This is a genomic window from Bartonella sp. AA97HXZ, assembly GCF_042196985.1.
Lineage (GTDB): Bacteria > Pseudomonadota > Alphaproteobacteria > Rhizobiales > Rhizobiaceae > Bartonella.
The window spans coordinates 174597-192261 of sequence record NZ_JBHIRC010000001.1 but is presented as its reverse complement, the minus strand read 5'-3'; the positions used below and the strand labels follow the sequence as shown (position 1 = coordinate 192261).

Sequence of the window (17665 nt, the reverse complement as noted above, 5' to 3'; positions counted from 1 at the left end):
TCTCGAATTGTAAACGCGTCCTTTCTTCTTTGGATTTCCAAAAAAGACAAGTCGCAGAGGCTTTGCGCTAAAACCGGTGAAATTTAATTGAAGAAAGGCAAAACAATGGCTCTTTATGAACATATGTTCCTTGCCCGACAAGACATTGCACCGCAGCAAGTTGATGAACTTTTGAGTCTCTACAAAGGTGTCATTGAAGCGCATGGTGGAAAAGTTGGGCGTATAGAAAATTGGGGACTTCGTCCTCTTGCTTACCGTATTCGTAAAAACCGTAAAGCTTATTATGTCTTAGTCAATATTGATGCACCAGCTTCAGCAATTGCTGAAGTGGAGCGTCAGATGCGCATCAATGAGGATATTTTGCGTTATATGACCATTCGCGTAGAAAAACACGAAAAAGAAAAATCTGCTATGCTCTCACACCTTGATCGCAATAGTCACATTGGACATGATGAAGAGCGTCCTCGTTTTCCACGTCGTCAACGTGAAAATACTATAGAAGGGGTAGAATGATGACTGATACTAATCAAAACTCTGCACGTCGCCCCTTTCATCGTCGTCGTAAAACATGTCCTTTTTCAGCGACCAATGCTCCCAAAATTGATTATAAAGACATCAAGTTGTTACAACGTTATATTTCCGAACGTGGGAAAATTGTTCCTTCACGGATTACTGCTGTTAGTCAGAAAAAACAGCGTGAATTAGCTAATGCTATCAAACGTGCTCGCTTTTTAGGCTTACTTCCGTACGTTATAAAGTAAGCAATCAATACACTATGCAACTGGAGAGTTTCTCCAGTTGCATTTCTTATATGGTTAAAAAATAGCTTGTTGTATCCTATGTTAAGCTATTAAATGTCAAAGTTGGGGTATTGACACGCCTCTAACTGCAGAAAGCAGGACAGCAATAAATGAAAAAAAATCGTACTTATGAGATATTAACCGGTATTTTGGCAGGATTATTTGCTGTCGTGATAGGACTGGCAATCATCAGTGTTGCAAATATCGCGCCCTTTTTTTCTCTTCTTCTTGGCTGCTTTCTTTCATTGCCAATTTTTATTGTTGCGTTCGGTCAAGGAACATTAGCCAGTCTCATCGCCCTCATAAGTGCCACTGTTGTTCTTATCATAACCACTAATACCTATATTGCTCTTGGCTTTATGTTCTTATTTTTCCTTCCTGCTGTCTATGCTTCTTGGCTTCTTGGGCTTGCACGACCAGCGCAAAAAGAAAACGAACTGATATGGTATCCATTGTCATCGGTTATTTTTCATTTAACTAATTTTATCGCTCTTATAGCAACTTTCATTGGGCTCTATGTTCAAACACGTCCTTCCACACCCATCGTTGCAAAAAAAATCACCGAAAACATAGCACAAACTCTGCAACAAACACAGTCAATAAAAGAAGCCGATATACGCGCTTTTAATGAGCTTTTAATGACGCATACAGCAACTTTTACTGCTTTTTCTTTGACTATTTATAGTTTGGTTTTTCTCATTGGTAACCTTTACTTTTCCATGATAGCAGCACAACATATGAAATGGCTGAAAAGACCCCGTGATGATTGGAGCCAAACTCTCCGCCTTCCAATTTCTGGAATTATTATTTTTATTATTGTTTGCATAGCATCGATGGTTGAGCTGAGCGCTTCTCTTAACTTGAGTACCCGTGTCTTTAGTACTGCATACATTGTCATCATATTAATTAGCGGTCTAGCATATCTTCACAATATTACAAAAGGGGTAAACGGTCGGATTATTATACTTTCTCTTGTTTATATTGCTATTTTAACAGTCGTTTTTACTCCACCTATTGTTTTCATGATGCTTTTGATGGGAATTTGGGCTGCTATTCAATACAATTTTCAATCACGCAAAAAACTCCACTAAATTTATTTGTTCGAAAGGAAAAACTATGGATATTATTTTACTTGAGCGCATTCCTCGTCTTGGTCAGATGGGTGATATTGTCTCAGTTAAAGATGGTTATGCGCGTAATTTTCTCTTGCCTCAAGGTAAAGCTTTACGCGCAAATGAAGCTAATAAAAAACATTTTGAGATACAACGTGCACAACTTGAAGCACGTAATCTTGAACGCAAAAGCGAAGCGCAAAAAATTGCTGAAAAACTTGATAGACAATCATTCATTGTTGTTCGTTCTGCTGGTGAAACAGGACAACTTTATGGTTCTGTGTCAACACGTGATATTGCTGAAATGATAACAGATGAAGGCTTTTCTATTGGGAGAAATCAAATCGAACTTAATCATCCAATAAAAATGATCGGTCTTCACACTATCACTCTTAGTTTACATCCAGAGGTTCAGATTTCTGTGATTATTAATGTTGCGCGTTCTACCAGTGAAGCACAACGTCAAGCAGAAGGTGAAACTCTCACTTCGGCTAAAGAAATATATAATATTCAAGAAGAATTATTAGAAGAAAGTCAGGAAGAATTATTGGCAGAAGAAATTAATGACAACGATATAAACAGTTCTCATCAAGAAGCTTAATTTCTATTTTTTCTTTCTGTTTTATATTTTTTATTCCATTTTAAATATCGATCATAAAATACTCACACTTTAAAAGTGAGTATTTTATGGCTATCGTACATAAAGAACCTAATTTTTATGAAAGAATTAGAAATATACTATTTAAAGGCATTACATGCCGAGAATGGTAGTATCACTAAGAGGAAATGTCTTTTGTTTTCCAGCATATAAAGCAAAAATAATTTAAAGTTCTACCCTTAAGACTAAAGTTTGTATGAGCGTTAATTTGATTATATCCTCACATGATCTGAAATAATTTCAGTTATAAAAAATAATTCTACTTACACAGATATTGGAATTTTAAGGTTAAGTAACTTAAAAATACTTAAATTTAGAGTAGCAAAACTTCCACTTTAAAATCACATATTATAAAATAAAATAGATAGACGTTATATAAATAATACACAAATGATAAATGAGGAACGAAAAGAGAGTGTTAAAAAATTATATAATTTTAACTTAAAATGAAGGTTTGTAGCTCTATTCTTTTAATTATACGATTTTCAATTTATCGCCTAAAGTAGCTAGACTTAGAATTTTAGTGGAAAAATATTATGGAAGAAACTAACGTTGTTAATGTCAGCTCTTCAAAGAAAGAGGATTCTCCTTCTTTTCGGCAACTTCCGCATAATATTGAAGCTGAACAGGCATTGCTTGGTGCCATCTTTATCAACAATGATTCTCTTGACCGCGTTTCAGATTTTCTAAAACCAGAACATTTTTTTGAACCATTGCATCAAAAAATTTATCATGTTTTATCTCACCTTATTAAAACAGGAAAACGTGTAGATCCAGTTACAATCAAGCCCTATATCCAAATGGAAGAAAAAATTGGAGATATTACTGTATACCAATATGTTGTTCGCTTAGCCACAGAGGCAGTCACTATTATTAACGCTGAAGATTATGGACGCGTCATTTACGATCTTTTTATCCGACGGTCTTTGATTAACCTTGGAACTCAAGTTGTCAATACAGCCTTTGATGCTCCTGTAGAACTCACGCCTACCCAACAAATTGAAACTGTTGAAAATCAGTTATTTGAGCTAGCAGAAAAAGGGAAATATGGAGGTGGATTTGAAAATTTTAATGAGGCTATTAAAAAAGCTATCGATATGGCAAGTGCTGCGAAAAAGCGCTCTTCACAATTATCAGGGATAGCCACCCATATTAAAACACTTGATGAAAAAATGGGAGGATTACAAGCATCTGACTTAATTATCCTTGCGGGGCGCCCTGGAATGGGGAAAACCTCACTGGCTACCAATATTGCCTTTAATATTGCTAATGCTTATAATCGTAATGCCAATATCCAAGAAAATGAAGGCGGCATTGTGGGATTCTTCTCACTTGAAATGTCATCCGAACAGCTTGCAACCCGTATTATTTCTGAACAAACAGAAGTCTCTTCTTCTGATATTCGGCGTGGCAATATTTCAGATGAACAATTTTCAAAAATTATTCGTGCGGTGAACCAACTACAAAAGGCACCACTTTATATTGATCAAACTGGGGGAATATCAATTACGCAATTAGCTGCTCGTGCGCGGCGTCTCAAGCGGCAACATGGTTTAGATATCTTGTTTATTGACTATATCCAACTCATGACAAGCAGTTCAAAGCGCTCATCAGAAAATCGTGTTCAAGAGATCACAGAAATTACCACAGGATTAAAAGCATTAGCAAAAGAATTGAATATTCCTATTATCGCTCTCTCTCAACTTTCACGTCAAGTAGAAAATAGAACAGATAAACGTCCACAGCTCTCAGATTTACGTGAATCTGGTTCAATTGAGCAAGATGCCGATATCGTTCTGTTTGTCTATCGCGAAGAATATTATCTCAAAAATGAAGAACCAAAACTAGGTAGCTTGGAACATACGAAATGGCAAGAAATAATGGATAAAGCTTTTGGAAAAGCTGACGTTATTATTGCAAAACAGCGCCATGGGCCGACAGGAATCGTGCCCCTTGCCTTTCAATCTGATTTCACACGCTTTAGTGATCTGGCCGATAGCAATTACCTTCCAGAGCAAATTGGTTAAATCGACATGGCGCGTAATCGTATTCAATTTATCTGTCAAAATTGCGGAACCATCCATTCCCGTTGGGCAGGAAAATGTAGCGCTTGTGGGGAATGGAATTCCCTTATCGAAGAAACTATAAATAGCGGCATAGGAAGTGGTCCTAAGCAGAATGCTCGTAAAGGACGCATTGTCACACTCACATCTCTTTCTGGAAATATTGAAGATGCTCCACGTATTCATTCTGGTATTGCTGAACTTGATCGTGTTACCGGTGGGGGCTTTGTCCGTGGATCGGCACTCCTTGTTGGAGGTGATCCGGGTATTGGTAAATCAACATTGCTGACACAAACAGCCGCTGCTTTATCACGTAAAGGATATAATGTCATCTATGTTTCAGGTGAAGAGGCTATTGCGCAAATTTGTCTGCGCGCACAAAGGCTTGAAGCTAACAATACAGAAGTGAAACTTGCTGCTGAAACCAATGTTGAAGATATTCTGGCAACCTTAAGCGAACATAAAAACCTTGATATGGTGATTATCGATTCGATTCAAACCCTATGGTCAGATACAGCAGATTCAGCACCTGGCACTGTCACACAAGTACGTATCGGTGCTCAGGCAATGATCCGCTTTGCCAAGAAAACAGGAACCGCCGTTGTTCTTGTTGGGCATGTTACAAAAGATGGACAAATTGCTGGTCCTCGAGTCGTTGAACATATGGTTGATGGCGTTCTCTATTTTGAGGGTGAAGGAGGACATCATTATCGCATTCTTAGAACTGTAAAAAATCGCTTCGGACCAACAGATGAGATTGGTGTCTTTGAAATGTCTGATAAAGGATTACGCGAAGTGATAAATCCATCTGAATTATTTTTAGGGGAACGTAATGAAAAAGCACCAGGCGCTGCTGTTTTTGCAGGAATGGAAGGGACACGCCCGATACTCGTAGAAATTCAAGCGCTTGTTGCTCCTTCTTCCCTTGGGACACCAAGACGTGCGGTTGTCGGATGGGATGGAAATCGCCTTTCTATGATTCTTGCCGTTTTAGAAGCCCATTGTGGTATTCGTTTTGGACAGCATGATGTCTATCTGAACGTAGCAGGTGGATATCGCATATCAGAACCCGCTGCTGATTTAGCTGTAGCCGCTGCTTTGGTATCTTCTCTTGCCAATATCGCATTGCCAACGGATTATGTATATTTTGGTGAAGTCAGTCTTTCAGGAGCTACCCGCGCTGTTGCACATTCAGCACAGCGCATCAATGAAGCAAAAAAACTCGGCTTTCAAGGAGCCTTTCACCCCACAACAACAACCGAAATGATGAAGTCGCTCAACTTTCAACAAAAAACTTTCTCCGACCTTCCCGAACTCGTTGCTACTCTTACCGTAAGTAAAAAATGATCTGCACCACAGATATGATAATATAGAAAAATCTCTATAAAATACAAAAGATCCTTGCTATAAGAACAAAAAATGGCATAACAAAAAATATATTTGCACACAGACTTAAAAGAACACAACTTTATGTATAAGGAACAAACAAATGATCATAACAATCCTTGATGGAATTGTCGTAGTAATCATCCTGTTGTCCGCTTTTCTTGCTATGCTTCGAGGATTTTCACGTGAAGTGTTATCGTTGATTTCTTGGACAGTTGCAGCTGTTACGACACTGTTTTTATTCAAACCTGTCTTACCTTTCTTTGAACAATATCTCTCTAATAAAATGATTGCATTGATCACAACATTGGTCACAATTTTTATTATTGTTCTCATTATTACTTCAATTATTACAATGAAGATCTCTGATTTTATTATTGATAGTCGAATTGGTATCCTTGACCGTGCTATTGGTTTTATTTTTGGAGCACTTCGTGGTTTACTTATCATGGTCATCGGTATGTTGCTGCTTAATGCACTGATTAAACCCGAGCTTCAAGCGAATTGGTTAAAAAATGCAAAAACAAGGCCTATTTTAGATTCATTGGGACAAAAAGTTTGGGAAATACTCCCCAAAGATATTGGATCTGTTCTCGAAAAGACGGAAAATTTGTTTAAAGACAGCAATAAACATACGTATGAGTAACACTCTCATGAAAAGATAATTTTCAAAAAATAGAGAATAGTTTTTCATGAGGAAAGAGAACTAAATGATGTAAAATGTGATATTAATGATTCCTCCATATCACAACTGAAAGAATATGATGATAAAAAGCGATGTTTTCTGTCAAGAATTTTCATTAGATGATGATACCCTTCATGAAGAATGTGGAGTTTTTGGTATTCTTGGGCATGAAGATGCCGCAACATTAACAGCTCTTGGACTCCACGCACTTCAGCATCGTGGGCAAGAAGCAGCTGGGATTGTTTCTTACCATAATAAAATATTTCATCAAGAAAAGCATTTAGGTCTTGTTGGAGATCACTATACAAACCCTGCAACACTTGCGCGCTTACCAGGAAATCGTGCTATTGGACATACCCGTTATTCAACAACTGGAGAAGTGGCATTACGCAATGTTCAACCCCTTTTTGCTGAATTGAAAGTTGGAGGTATTGCTATTGCGCATAATGGTAATCTTACCAATGGTCTCACATTACGCCGTGAACTCATCGCTTCTGGTGCTATCTGTCAATCAACGTCGGATTCAGAAGTTTTTCTCCATCTTATTGCCCGCTCACGTTATGAGTCGTCCTCTGATCGTTTTGTTGATGCGATTCGGCAAGTAGAAGGTGGGTATGCTATGTTAGCGCTCACACGTACAAAACTTATTGCGGCACGCGATCCAACAGGAATTAGACCTCTCGTGATGGGGGAACTTGATGGTAAGCCTATCTTTTGTTCTGAAACTTGTGCTCTTGATATTATTGGAGCAAAATATGTCCGTGATGTTAAAAATGGAGAAATCATCATATGTGAAATACAAAAAAATGGGGAAATTACAAAAAAAATTATAAAACCAGAAAATACAAAACCAGAAAAACTTTGCTTGTTTGAATATGTTTATTTTGCCCGCCCAGACTCAATCGTTGGAGGACGTAGTGTTTATACAACACGCAAAAATATGGGAATCCGTTTAGCACAGGAAGCCCCTTGTGAGGGTGATGTTGTGGTTCCTGTTCCTGATGGAGGAACGCCTGCCGCAATTGGCTATGCACAAGAAATTGGAATTCCCTTCGAGCTTGGTATTATTCGTAATCACTATGTTGGCCGCACTTTTATCGAACCAACACAACAAATTCGCGCTTTTGGCGTCAAGTTAAAACATTCGGCAAACCGTCCTGTGATTGAAGGAAAACGTGTTATTCTGGTTGATGACTCCATTGTGCGTGGAACAACATCCCTTAAAATTGTACGAATGCTTCGCGATGCAGGAGCAAAAGAAGTTCATATGCGCATTTCTAGCCCTATGATTTTTTATCCTGACTTTTATGGTATTGATACACCTAAAGCTGAAAACCTTTTAGCAAATCAATATCCAGATTTAAAATCTATGTGTGATTTTATTGGAGCGGATTCATTAGAATTTCTTTCAACGGATGGATTATATCTTGCTGTAGCAGGGGAAAAACGGAATAATGCCGATCCACAATTTACTGACCATTATTTTACTGGATATTATCCTACGCATCTGGTTGATCAAGAAAATCTCTCCAAAATTCATCAATCATCTGTTCTTAAAACAAGAGATTAATGATGACAAAACGTGACTTTAGTCTCCATGGGCGTGTTGCACTTGTTACTGGCGCATCAAGAGGGATTGGCTATTATTTGGCACTCGAGCTTGCTGCACGCGGTGCTCATATTATTGCTCTTGCACGAACAGTCAGTGGACTTACTGAATTAGATAATCAAATCCGAGAAAAAGGAGCTCATGCAACCCTTGTTCCCCTTGACTTGCATCATATGGAAAACATCGATACCCTTGCTATCTCAATTGCCAAACGCTGGAAAAAACTTGATATTATCGTTGCAAACGCAGGAATTCTTGGAACACTCTCACCAATAGCGCATATAGAAAACACGGTATTTGAAGATGTTTTTCAAATAAATCTTTTCAGCCAATGGCGCTTAATGAAAGCCGTTGAGCCTTTATTACGTGAATCTGATGCTGGACGAGCCATCCTGTTATCCTCAAGCGTTGCGCATGCTGCGCGCCCTTTCTGGGGAGCTTATGCAGCCTCTAAAGCGGCTTTAGAGGTGATTGCCCGCTGTTGGGCAGAAGAACTCAAACAAACCCCTATTAAGATTAATTGTGTCAACCCTGGTGCCACACGCACTGCCATGCGCGCTGAAGCTATGCCCGGTGAAGATCCACAAACTCTTCCTTCACCACAAGAGGTTGCAAAAAAGATAGTCCATTTGTTATCACCTGATTTAAAGGAAACTGGAAAACTTTTTAATGTCCATAAAAATCGGTTTGTAGATTATCATGTACCTGATTGATCATCATATGAGAAGTAAATCGTTTGACTCTCTCTTTTCCCTGTGCTTTTCGACAGAAGAATGAAGCACTTTATAATTCTTGGATAGCTTTAGCATCAGCCTTTTTCTCTTCTAAAGTAGCACGTTTATTATAAGCGATAAAACTACAAGGGAGAAAAATCATATAGCTAACAGCTGTAATCAATAAAGTTTCCCATGTGTAAGTCGCAAGAAAACCGACATAAATAACAATGACCAACATGCACGGTATAACGATATCGCGCCTTAAATTTTGATCAATTGTTTTTGCATTCCATACCGGTAAACGACTAATCAAAAGAAAAGCAATAATTACAGTATAAAGACTAAAAAATAATGCCCACCCCCAATTGGGGACCAAACCAAGAGTGCCTAAATAGGTAGGCAATAAAAGTAATAATGCTCCTGCTGGTGCTGGAACACCAACAAAATAACTTCTCTGCCACTTAGGTATATTGGGGTTATCTAACATCACATTAAAACGTGCTAATCGCAAACAACAAGCAACACAATAAACAAGGGCAGCAACCCACCCAATATGATTCGCTTGATTCAAGATAAATGAATAAACAATGAGTGCAGGGGTAACACCAAAATTTATAACATCAGCAAGAGAATCCATCTGTGCCCCAAAAGATGAACTACCATCTATTAAACGGGCAATGCGACCATCAGCACCATCTAAAACTGCAGCCAAAAGCACCATTAAAATAGCAGCTTCATAGCGATGTTCAAAAGCCAAACGAATGCTGCTCATCCCTGCACAAATTGCTAAAATAGTAATAATATTAGGAATAACATACCGCATTGATGTAGGTGAACGCCGCCGATTTGCAACATCATCATGCTGCCCCTCAGGGTTGAATGAAGAAAATGGCGAAAAATTTTTCATTGTGAGTCCTAATCGTATCTGAAGCCCGTTGTGGCACTCTTATCATCAAAAGAACCCAAAACTGTTTCTCCAGCAATTGCTGTCTGTCCAACTGCAACACGCAATTTCATTTCAGTTGGTATATAAACATCAAGGCGAGAACCAAAACGAATCAATCCAAATCGCTCACCAGTCATAACGGCATCGTTTTCTTTTGACCAGCAAACAATCCGGCGTGCAACCATTCCCGCTATTTGTACGACACCAATTTTACCATGTTTGCTATCAATTACCACCCCATTACGCTCATTAAACTGACTAGCTTTATCAAAGTCAGCATTGGTAAATCGACCTGGATGATAAACGATAGACTCTACTGTACCACTGATAGGAATACGATTAATATGGCATGAAAAAACATCCATAAAAATGGAAATACGGATCATTTCATCTTTCCCTAATCCTAATTCTTCAGGTGGAACACATGATTCCACAAATGAAATACGCCCATCTGCAGGCGACATAACCCAATTTGAATTCAAAGGGATCACACGATCTGGATCACGGAAAAAGTATACACACCACACCGTGAGAACGAGACCAAACCAAAACAACGGACTCCATATCCAACCAAGAATGAGCGAAATAACAAAAAACGCTACAATAAAAGGATAACCTTCTTTATGAACCGGTACAAAGCTATTATGGAAAGATTGCAGAATACTCATATAATTTCCTATTCATCGTAAACTTAAACAAGCAACAAAGCTTTTTGTTCCTCTTGTGTCTTTTTATGTATTTAATCAATCACTCCATATAAAGATATAGATTACATTTTGCTCTATTTATTTTTTACGATTAACAACACTCGTCTCATCTTCTTCACGCATTTTACGTAATTTTTCTTCCGCTTGCGATGCTTCAAGCTGCTTATTCCACATTGAAGCATAAAGACCTTTCTTGCGTAAAAGCTCTGTATGCGTCCCATTTTCAATAATACGACCACTTTTAAGAACTAAAATTTCATCCGCATTGATAACAGTAGAAAGACGGTGCGCAATAATCAATGTTGTACGTCCACGGCTTACAATATCCAATGCTTGTTGAATTTCCTGTTCCGTCGCCGTATCAAGAGCCGCCGTTGCTTCATCTAGAATAAGAAGTGGAGGAGCTTTTAAAAGTGTCCGTGCAATAGCCACGCGTTGTTTTTCACCACCTGATAATTTGAGACCTCGCTCTCCTACCATAGACTGAAAACCTTCCGGTAAAATTTCAATAAATTTTGATATTTGTGCCATTTCAGCAGCTTTGCGCATCTCTTCATCTGTAGCACTTGGACGCCCATAGCAAATATTATAGGCAATTGTATCATTAAATAACACCGTATCTTGTGGGACCATGCCAATCGCTTCACGCAAACTCTTTTGTGTTACGTCACGAATATCCTGCCCATCAATTGTGATAGATCCTGCATCAACATCATAAAACCGAAAAAGCAACCGAGAAATAGTAGATTTACCGGCACCCGATGGACCGACAATAGCGACTGTTTTTCCTCCAGGAACTTCAAAATCAATATCTCTGAGAATCTGACGTCTCGAATCATAGGAAAACTTTACCTGATGAAAACAAATGGTCCCATCGCTTATCTCTAACGGTTTAGCATCCGATTTATCAACGATCTCTTTCTGAACATCTAAAAGATCAAACATTGCTTCAATATCCGTTAAACCTTGTCGAATATCACGATACATTGAACCAATAAAATTTAGTGGAATGGAAAGTTGCATTAAAAGCGCATTAATAAAAACAAAATCTCCTAAAGTTTGTGTCTTATAAAAAACTTCATAAGCTGACATCAGCATCATGATCGTCATTCCAATACCAAAGATAAGAGTCTGACCAAAATTAAGCCAGCTTAAAGATGTCCAAATCTTTGTTGCGGCTTTTTCATAACCTACCATAGAAGCATCAAATCGATCGGCTTCTAGAGTTTCATTACCGAAATATTTGACCGTTTCAAAATTCAAAAGAGAATCAACAGCGCGAGTATTCGCCTCAGTATCCGCTGTATTCATTTTTTGCCGAATACGAATACGCCAATCACTCGCCTTAATGGTAAACAAAATATATAATCCAACCGTTACAACAACAATGAGAAGATAATGCCACCCATAACTTATATAAAATACCAGTGCCGTTAATATAAATTCTAAAACTGTTGGTACTGTACTAAGAATTGAAAATCTTACGATCGCTTCGATTCCTTTTGTTCCACGCTCAATCACACGAGAAAGCCCACCTGTTCGGCGTTCCAAATGAAATCGCAAGGATAACTCATGCATATGTACAAAGGTTTTATAAGCTAATTGACGAACAGCGTATTGACCAACAGTGGCAAACAGGGAATCGCGTAATTGATTTAATCCAGCCTGCATAATACGCGCGACATTGTATGCCAAAACAAGCATGATGGGAATAATCCAACTGGATGGGAACCATTCAGGTAGCTGAAAGCTTGAATCAAGCACATTCGTAGAATATTTAAATAAATACGGTACAGATATGAGAACGAGCTTAGCCAAAACAAGATAAAATATTGCCCATAGCACACGCATTTTTAGATCACGCCGCCCTACCGGCCACATATAGGGCCATAAATTGTAAAGTGTGTGCAGAGTCTTCCCTGTATCTGATGATACAGTTTTTGTCATTTCATTGCGTTTCATAAAGTCCTTACTTCTCTATCATCCGCACAAACAGGCAAAATACCCTCTGTGGTTATTTATAGATTCATCTCTTCATTACGGCTTTCAATAAGCTATACCTACCCGTTTTTTGAAGTTAGACTGTTTTTGAAAAAGGAACAAGAAATAATCCACTATACAATTTATTATTTTGATCTGTATTTTCATACCACTCTGCTGCAAATAAATTTTCAACTTTTACATGTTTTTTTTTCAATTCTGCCTGAAGCCATTTTTTTGTTTTACCAATCTCTTTAAGTCCATCATCAATAACTTCACCATTTTCTATTAAAATCGTCGATTTCTTTCCCTCTTCCTTTTTAATGACAGTGCAATCACCATTGGTTTCCAAACGAACAAAAGCAGCTTCATGTAAGTGACACCCTTTAAGACGTAACATCGTAATGAGATCATTAATATTGATCCCTAAGTTCTTAATCTTATCCATTTGGAAAACTCCATCTAAAACTAATGTGACATTCCGCCCTGCAATAAGACGACGAAAAAAAACTGAATAGCGTGCAAAAAAATTAAAAGATGTAATCAAGGTTTGCCAGATGAATAAAACAAGCAATAATTGAAGGCTACTAATATTCTGATTATAAATAACGCCTCCAATAATACCTCCCATGACAAAATTACTGACCAAATCAACTGGTGTCATCTGACTAAGACTACCCCGCCCCGTCGTTCTTAAAATAAATAAGAAGGCAACAAGACCTACAGCTAGTTTAAGCGCGATATATCCATAATGATATAAAAATTCCATCATATTCTCCTTTTTTATGGAGCTGCTGGAATAGAGACATTAGTGCGCTTTAGTGTCACTTTATTTCCCACACAGTTATGCGCTCACCACTCTGCGGATCCTTACTGTCTTTTAAAAGAACCCCCTCGGCTGCAAGCTCATCACGAATTGTATCCGCAGCTTCCCACTCTTTATTATGGATAAGTCTTAGTCTTTCGGCAATGCGCTGATCAATAAATTTTGTATCAAGGAAAGTTTTTCTCATAAATAATGGGCAATCTATTTCTTTAATCCATTCTTGTCTTAACAGTCCTAATAAATTCATCCCATTCAGAAGAGCCAAAGCATTTCCTTCTTTATAAAATTTTCGCAAAAGAGTCAGTGCTTTTGGAGTATTAAGATCATCACTAAGTGCATCTATCAAAGTATCATCAATTGCTTCATTGTTTTTCATCTCACTCTTTTTGCTGCGAAGCCATTCATACCAACGATACAGTTCGCTGCTCGATTGTATTAAACGCTGTGCTGTCCAATTTAATGGTTCACGATAATGCGTTTGCAACATCGAAAAACGCGCAGACAAACCAGCCCAATTTTGCTTCATTTCATCGGTTAAAATACCATTAAACTCCCCCAAATTATTCTCTAAAACAGAACGAATAGTTATGAAATTGCCAAAGCTTTTCGACATCTTTTTGCCTTCAACTTGTAAAAAACCATTATGCATCCAAAAATTAGCCATTCGCTCCGTCCCAAAAGCTGAACAACTTTGTGCAATCTCATTTTCATGATGAGGAAAAATTAAATCAATTCCACCACCATGGATATCAAAAACATTGGCGGTCGGATCATCACAGGTTAAACCACCGCCATAGGGCGCTAATAACTTTGCCATTGACATCGCAGAACATTCAATATGCCAACCTGGACGACCTAAAACAGGAATTCCGCCCGGTGATTTCCAACCTGGTTCTCCTTCCACAGAAGGCTTCCACAAAACAAAATCCATCTCTTCCCTTTTATAAGCAGCAACATCGATACGCGCCCCCGCCCTCATTTCATCTAAAGAACGATTTGCAAATGCCCCATAATGGGGAGGATTTTTTATGCTACTTACAGAAAATAATATATGATTTTCGGCTTCATAAGCGTGCCCCTTTTCAAGCAACCTCTCAATTAAAGAGCGCATCTCCTCTAAATGCTCAGTGGCGCGTGGCTGACTGGTTGGCAACAGACAACCAAGTGCTATGGTATCTTGTTGAAACTGAGAATATGTACGTTCTGTTAAGTGACGAATAGCCTCATTCAATGATACGTTTGGATATTCGCTAGCTGCTCGTGCATTAATTTTATCATCGACATCTGTGATATTACGTGCATATAGAACATGCTCATTGCCATAAACATGACGCAATAAGCGAAATAAAATATCAAAAACAATAACAGGACGTGCATTTCCTATATGCGCATAATCATAAATTGTCGGTCCACAAACATAAAGACGTACTCTTGTCGCATCTATTGGTGTAAATTTTTCTTTTTTACGTGTTAGCGTATTATAAAATCGCAACTCTTTCATTTATTGACTCCATGGACGATATTATGCACCGATCCTTTTAGATGTATCTTATCTCAAATCATTGTATTACGCGGTTTAAGCTAAAAACTTGTATCTTTTATAGTAAATTCTTCTTACCATTTTCCCATTGTATTTACGGCTGTATTCATCGTTTATCATAAAAACAATCTATTTTATTTGATTGGACAAAAGCGTTCTATCATTAGAGATGCTTTCTCTCCTTAAAAAAAATGAGCTTAGAAAAAAATCTATAGGCAATACAATATAAATCTATGTGAAAAATAGATAGCTTGCAGGCAGAAAATCTTAAATTTTTAACCACACAAAGCTTCGTCAGTATTTTCAATATTCCACAATGGTTTCCTTACTGCCTCTTACGCCCTATATTTTATAATCAATAATTGAGAATGATGTAGCAATTAACTTTATTTTTTTACACCGTTCTCATGACAAAATTATTTTATCTTTACAGAGTTTTATTCAAAGAAAGCAATAAAAATAATGCGTAATAGATTGATGAACATCATTATTTTAATATTTCTTGTCATTTCAATGCCAGCCTTTGCACAACAATCTCCACCTTATGAAAAAAATTTACTCCGACTAGCAGAAATTTTGGGATCATTGCATTCTCTCCAAAATCTTTGCGAGCCTCCAACAAACCAATGGTATGACTATATGAATGCACTGATTGAAGCAGAACACCCCATTCCACAAAGACGTGCTTATTTTTATGAAGCGTTTAATGAAGCGTATCGTGCTTTCTCAGAAAATTATCATCATTGTACACAAGCAGCCATTGAAGCCAATCAAAGATACATTGAGGAAGGAAGAATTTTATCTGAAAACCTCCTCATGCATTATAAATAATTAATCTATACAAAAAGTATCTCTCTCAATTTTAGCGGTATCAATGATACTCCTTTCACAAATGCGGGGAGCAATAAACCAGCTCTGAAAATAGAGAGACGTTTAAAGAATAATGTCTCGATACGCTTTTATTCGTATGAGCGTCTTTTTCCCCATACAAAATCGCTCTTTGGCTTCCTCCCCACACCTCAAAGGACGAAGATTTTTAACTAAATTTGCTCTGTAAACAATCTAGGTTCTTGTTGAACAAGGTTCCTCTTGGCTTCTAACGCATGTAATTTGCTGCATAGTTTCTACAAACAAGCCTAAGAATATTCACCACGCATTAAAAAAACACTTATGTATCAAAGAGGCTGACATACCCTATATCACCACTCTAAAGGATGGTATTTTACGGCATACTTATAATTTTAATCTGTTTACACCAAAGTTTCCATAAATTTAACAGGCTCTCCTTGTGAAGGTGTGACAATTTCACCTTCCCACATAACGCGCATACCACGGATAATAGTCCCAACAGGCCAACCTTTAACTTTTTGACCATCATAAGGTGTCCAACCGGCGCGAGAACCAATTAAGCTATTCGTAATAATTTCCTCTCGCTTAAGATCAACAATGGTTAAATCAGCATCAAACCCAACAGCAATGCGCCCTTTACAACTTATACCAAAAATACGACTAGGGCCATGTGAAGTGAGATCAACAAAACGTTCAAGAGATATTTTTCCTGCATTCACATGTGTCAACATAATTGCTGCTGTTGTTTGCACGCCTGTCATACCTGAAGGTGAAGAGGGATAAGGTTGAAGTTTTTCTTCAAGAGTATGAGGCGCATGATCTGAACCTAAGACATCAATAATTCCTTGTTGAACACCGTACCAAAGAGCGTCACGGTGGCGCGGCTCACGAATAGGCGGATTCATCTGAATTAATGTACCAAACTTCTTATAATCATCAGCCGTGAGCGTCAAATGATGTTGTGTCACTTCAATTGTTGCAACATCCTTATGTTTTTTTAGAAAATCAATTTCTTCTTCTGTCGAAAGATGTAACACATGAATCCGAGCCTTCGTCTCATGAGCAATTTTTACCAAACGCTGCGTACATTTTAATGCCGCAACTTCATCACGCCAAATCGGATGTGACGATGCATCCCCTTCAATACGCAATATTTTACGCTCTTTGAGCCTCGCCTCATCTTCAGAATGAAAAGCCGCACGACGGCGTGTATTCTTCAAAATAAGGCGTACACTTTCATCATCATCAACCAAAAGATCACCGGTAGAGGACCCCATAAAGACTTTAATTCCAGCCGCACCAGGAAGTCTTTCTAATTCAGATAGTTCATGAGCATTTTCACGCGTTCCTCCAACCCAAAATGCAAAATCACAATGCATTCGATGAAATGCGCGTTTAACCTTATCGCTTAATGTTTCTTCTGATGTTGTCAATGGATTGGTGTTAGGCATTTCAAAAACTGCCGTAACACCCCCTAACACAGCAGAATACGAGCCACTTTCCAAATCCTCTTTATATTCATTTCCTGGCTCACGAAAATGCACTTGGCTATCAATAATTCCTGGTAAAATATGAAGCCCCGTACAATCAATGACCTCACTAGCCGATGCACATGTAAGGTCGCCTATTTCAGCAATACGACCATTTGTAATACCAATATCACGCTTGCTTCTTCCATCATGATTCACAAGTGTTGCACCTTTAAAAATTATATCAAATGTTTTAAACATAACCACGCTCCTTACATATTGCTCACTTATCGATTATGTAACTTTGAGCAGAAAGGCA

General features: G+C 38.0%; 16 protein-coding genes. 10 read left to right on the top strand and 6 right to left on the bottom strand.

The genetic code is table 11. The features are described 5' to 3' along the window. The first annotated feature begins 105 nt into the window (after positions 1-105). From rpsF to ACFINE_RS00775, 9 genes are all read left to right on the top strand, one after another. Complete coding sequence (gene rpsF, locus ACFINE_RS00815; RefSeq protein ID WP_375612935.1) at positions 106-513, top strand: 30S ribosomal protein S6; 408 nt, start codon at positions 106-108, stop codon at positions 511-513. Beyond that, the gene (rpsR, locus tag ACFINE_RS00810; protein ID WP_375620813.1) at positions 513-761 is read left to right on the top strand and encodes a 30S ribosomal protein S18; all 249 of its coding nucleotides are present in this window, start codon (positions 513-515) and stop codon (positions 759-761) included. Before rpsF ends, rpsR begins: the two co-directional genes overlap by 1 nt. A 149-nt stretch (positions 762-910) precedes the next feature. Further along, positions 911-1891: a hypothetical protein gene (locus tag ACFINE_RS00805; RefSeq protein WP_375620731.1), complete on the top strand. Its 981-nt coding sequence runs from the start codon at positions 911-913 to the stop codon at positions 1889-1891. 25 nt (positions 1892-1916) lie between these two features. Further along, on the top strand, positions 1917-2513 hold the full coding sequence (gene rplI / locus ACFINE_RS00800) for a 50S ribosomal protein L9 (protein ID WP_375620730.1): 597 nt from the start codon (positions 1917-1919) through the stop codon (positions 2511-2513). Between the two features lie 593 nt (positions 2514-3106). Next, entirely contained in the window at positions 3107-4597 is a 1491-nt protein-coding gene (locus ACFINE_RS00795) for a replicative DNA helicase (protein ID WP_273791081.1), read from the top strand. A gap of 6 nt (positions 4598-4603) precedes the next feature. Beyond that, positions 4604-5980, top strand: a complete 1377-nt coding sequence (radA, locus tag ACFINE_RS00790) for a DNA repair protein RadA (protein ID WP_375611228.1) — start codon at positions 4604-4606, stop codon at positions 5978-5980. Between the two features lie 142 nt (positions 5981-6122). Next, positions 6123-6665: a CvpA family protein gene (locus ACFINE_RS00785; protein ID WP_375620729.1), complete on the top strand. Its 543-nt coding sequence runs from the start codon at positions 6123-6125 to the stop codon at positions 6663-6665. A 115-nt stretch (positions 6666-6780) separates the two neighbouring features. After that, positions 6781-8274, top strand: a complete 1494-nt coding sequence (purF, locus tag ACFINE_RS00780) for an amidophosphoribosyltransferase (protein ID WP_375610159.1) — start codon at positions 6781-6783, stop codon at positions 8272-8274. 2 nt (positions 8275-8276) lie between these two features. Beyond that, the gene (locus tag ACFINE_RS00775; protein ID WP_375620812.1) at positions 8277-9026 is read left to right on the top strand and encodes an SDR family NAD(P)-dependent oxidoreductase; all 750 of its coding nucleotides are present in this window, start codon (positions 8277-8279) and stop codon (positions 9024-9026) included. A 70-nt stretch (positions 9027-9096) separates the two neighbouring features. Here ACFINE_RS00775 and pssA read toward each other — a convergent pair whose 3' ends face one another. From pssA to cysS, 5 genes are all read right to left on the bottom strand, one after another. After that, a complete protein-coding gene (pssA, locus tag ACFINE_RS00770) occupies positions 9097-9936 on the bottom strand; it encodes a CDP-diacylglycerol--serine O-phosphatidyltransferase (protein WP_375611225.1) in 840 nt (279 codons plus the stop codon). 8 nt (positions 9937-9944) lie between these two features. Further along, on the bottom strand, positions 9945-10643 hold the full coding sequence (locus ACFINE_RS00765; RefSeq protein WP_375611224.1) for a phosphatidylserine decarboxylase: 699 nt from the start codon (positions 10641-10643) through the stop codon (positions 9945-9947). A 117-nt stretch (positions 10644-10760) separates the two neighbouring features. Next, positions 10761-12644, bottom strand: coding sequence for an ABCB family ABC transporter ATP-binding protein/permease (locus ACFINE_RS00760; RefSeq protein ID WP_375620728.1), 1884 nt, complete (start codon positions 12642-12644; stop codon positions 10761-10763). Between the two features lie 115 nt (positions 12645-12759). Then, on the bottom strand, positions 12760-13431 hold the full coding sequence (locus tag ACFINE_RS00755) for a DUF421 domain-containing protein (protein ID WP_375620811.1): 672 nt from the start codon (positions 13429-13431) through the stop codon (positions 12760-12762). 55 nt (positions 13432-13486) lie between these two features. Further along, on the bottom strand, positions 13487-14989 hold the full coding sequence (gene cysS, locus ACFINE_RS00750) for a cysteine--tRNA ligase (protein WP_375620727.1): 1503 nt from the start codon (positions 14987-14989) through the stop codon (positions 13487-13489). 501 nt (positions 14990-15490) lie between these two features. On the opposite strand from cysS, the gene ACFINE_RS00745 reads away from it, so the two are divergent. Further along, complete coding sequence (locus ACFINE_RS00745; protein WP_375620726.1) at positions 15491-15859, top strand: TIGR02301 family protein; 369 nt, start codon at positions 15491-15493, stop codon at positions 15857-15859. Positions 15860-16278: 419 nt separating this feature from the next. On the opposite strand, the gene ACFINE_RS00740 is transcribed toward ACFINE_RS00745, so the two are convergent. Continuing rightward, positions 16279-17607, bottom strand: a complete 1329-nt coding sequence (locus ACFINE_RS00740; RefSeq protein WP_375620725.1) for a dihydroorotase — start codon at positions 17605-17607, stop codon at positions 16279-16281. Positions 17608-17665: the final 58 nt, after the last annotated feature.

Coding starts and splice junctions, on each gene's coding strand:
- rpsF (WP_375612935.1), top strand. CDS start 106: ATGGCTCTTTATGAACATATGTTCCTTGCCCGACAAGACATTGCACCG.
- rpsR (WP_375620813.1), top strand. CDS start 513: ATGACTGATACTAATCAAAACTCTGCACGTCGCCCCTTTCATCGTCGT.
- ACFINE_RS00805 (WP_375620731.1), top strand. CDS start 911: ATGAAAAAAAATCGTACTTATGAGATATTAACCGGTATTTTGGCAGGA.
- rplI (WP_375620730.1), top strand. CDS start 1,917: ATGGATATTATTTTACTTGAGCGCATTCCTCGTCTTGGTCAGATGGGT.
- ACFINE_RS00795 (WP_273791081.1), top strand. CDS start 3,107: ATGGAAGAAACTAACGTTGTTAATGTCAGCTCTTCAAAGAAAGAGGAT.
- radA (WP_375611228.1), top strand. CDS start 4,604: ATGGCGCGTAATCGTATTCAATTTATCTGTCAAAATTGCGGAACCATC.
- ACFINE_RS00785 (WP_375620729.1), top strand. CDS start 6,123: ATGATCATAACAATCCTTGATGGAATTGTCGTAGTAATCATCCTGTTG.
- purF (WP_375610159.1), top strand. CDS start 6,781: ATGATGATAAAAAGCGATGTTTTCTGTCAAGAATTTTCATTAGATGAT.
- ACFINE_RS00775 (WP_375620812.1), top strand. CDS start 8,277: ATGACAAAACGTGACTTTAGTCTCCATGGGCGTGTTGCACTTGTTACT.
- pssA (WP_375611225.1), bottom strand. CDS start 9,936: ATGAAAAATTTTTCGCCATTTTCTTCATTCAACCCTGAGGGGCAGCAT.
- ACFINE_RS00765 (WP_375611224.1), bottom strand. CDS start 10,643: ATGAGTATTCTGCAATCTTTCCATAATAGCTTTGTACCGGTTCATAAA.
- ACFINE_RS00760 (WP_375620728.1), bottom strand. CDS start 12,644: ATGAAACGCAATGAAATGACAAAAACTGTATCATCAGATACAGGGAAG.
- ACFINE_RS00755 (WP_375620811.1), bottom strand. CDS start 13,431: ATGGAATTTTTATATCATTATGGATATATCGCGCTTAAACTAGCTGTA.
- cysS (WP_375620727.1), bottom strand. CDS start 14,989: ATGAAAGAGTTGCGATTTTATAATACGCTAACACGTAAAAAAGAAAAA.
- ACFINE_RS00745 (WP_375620726.1), top strand. CDS start 15,491: ATGCGTAATAGATTGATGAACATCATTATTTTAATATTTCTTGTCATT.
- ACFINE_RS00740 (WP_375620725.1), bottom strand. CDS start 17,607: ATGTTTAAAACATTTGATATAATTTTTAAAGGTGCAACACTTGTGAAT.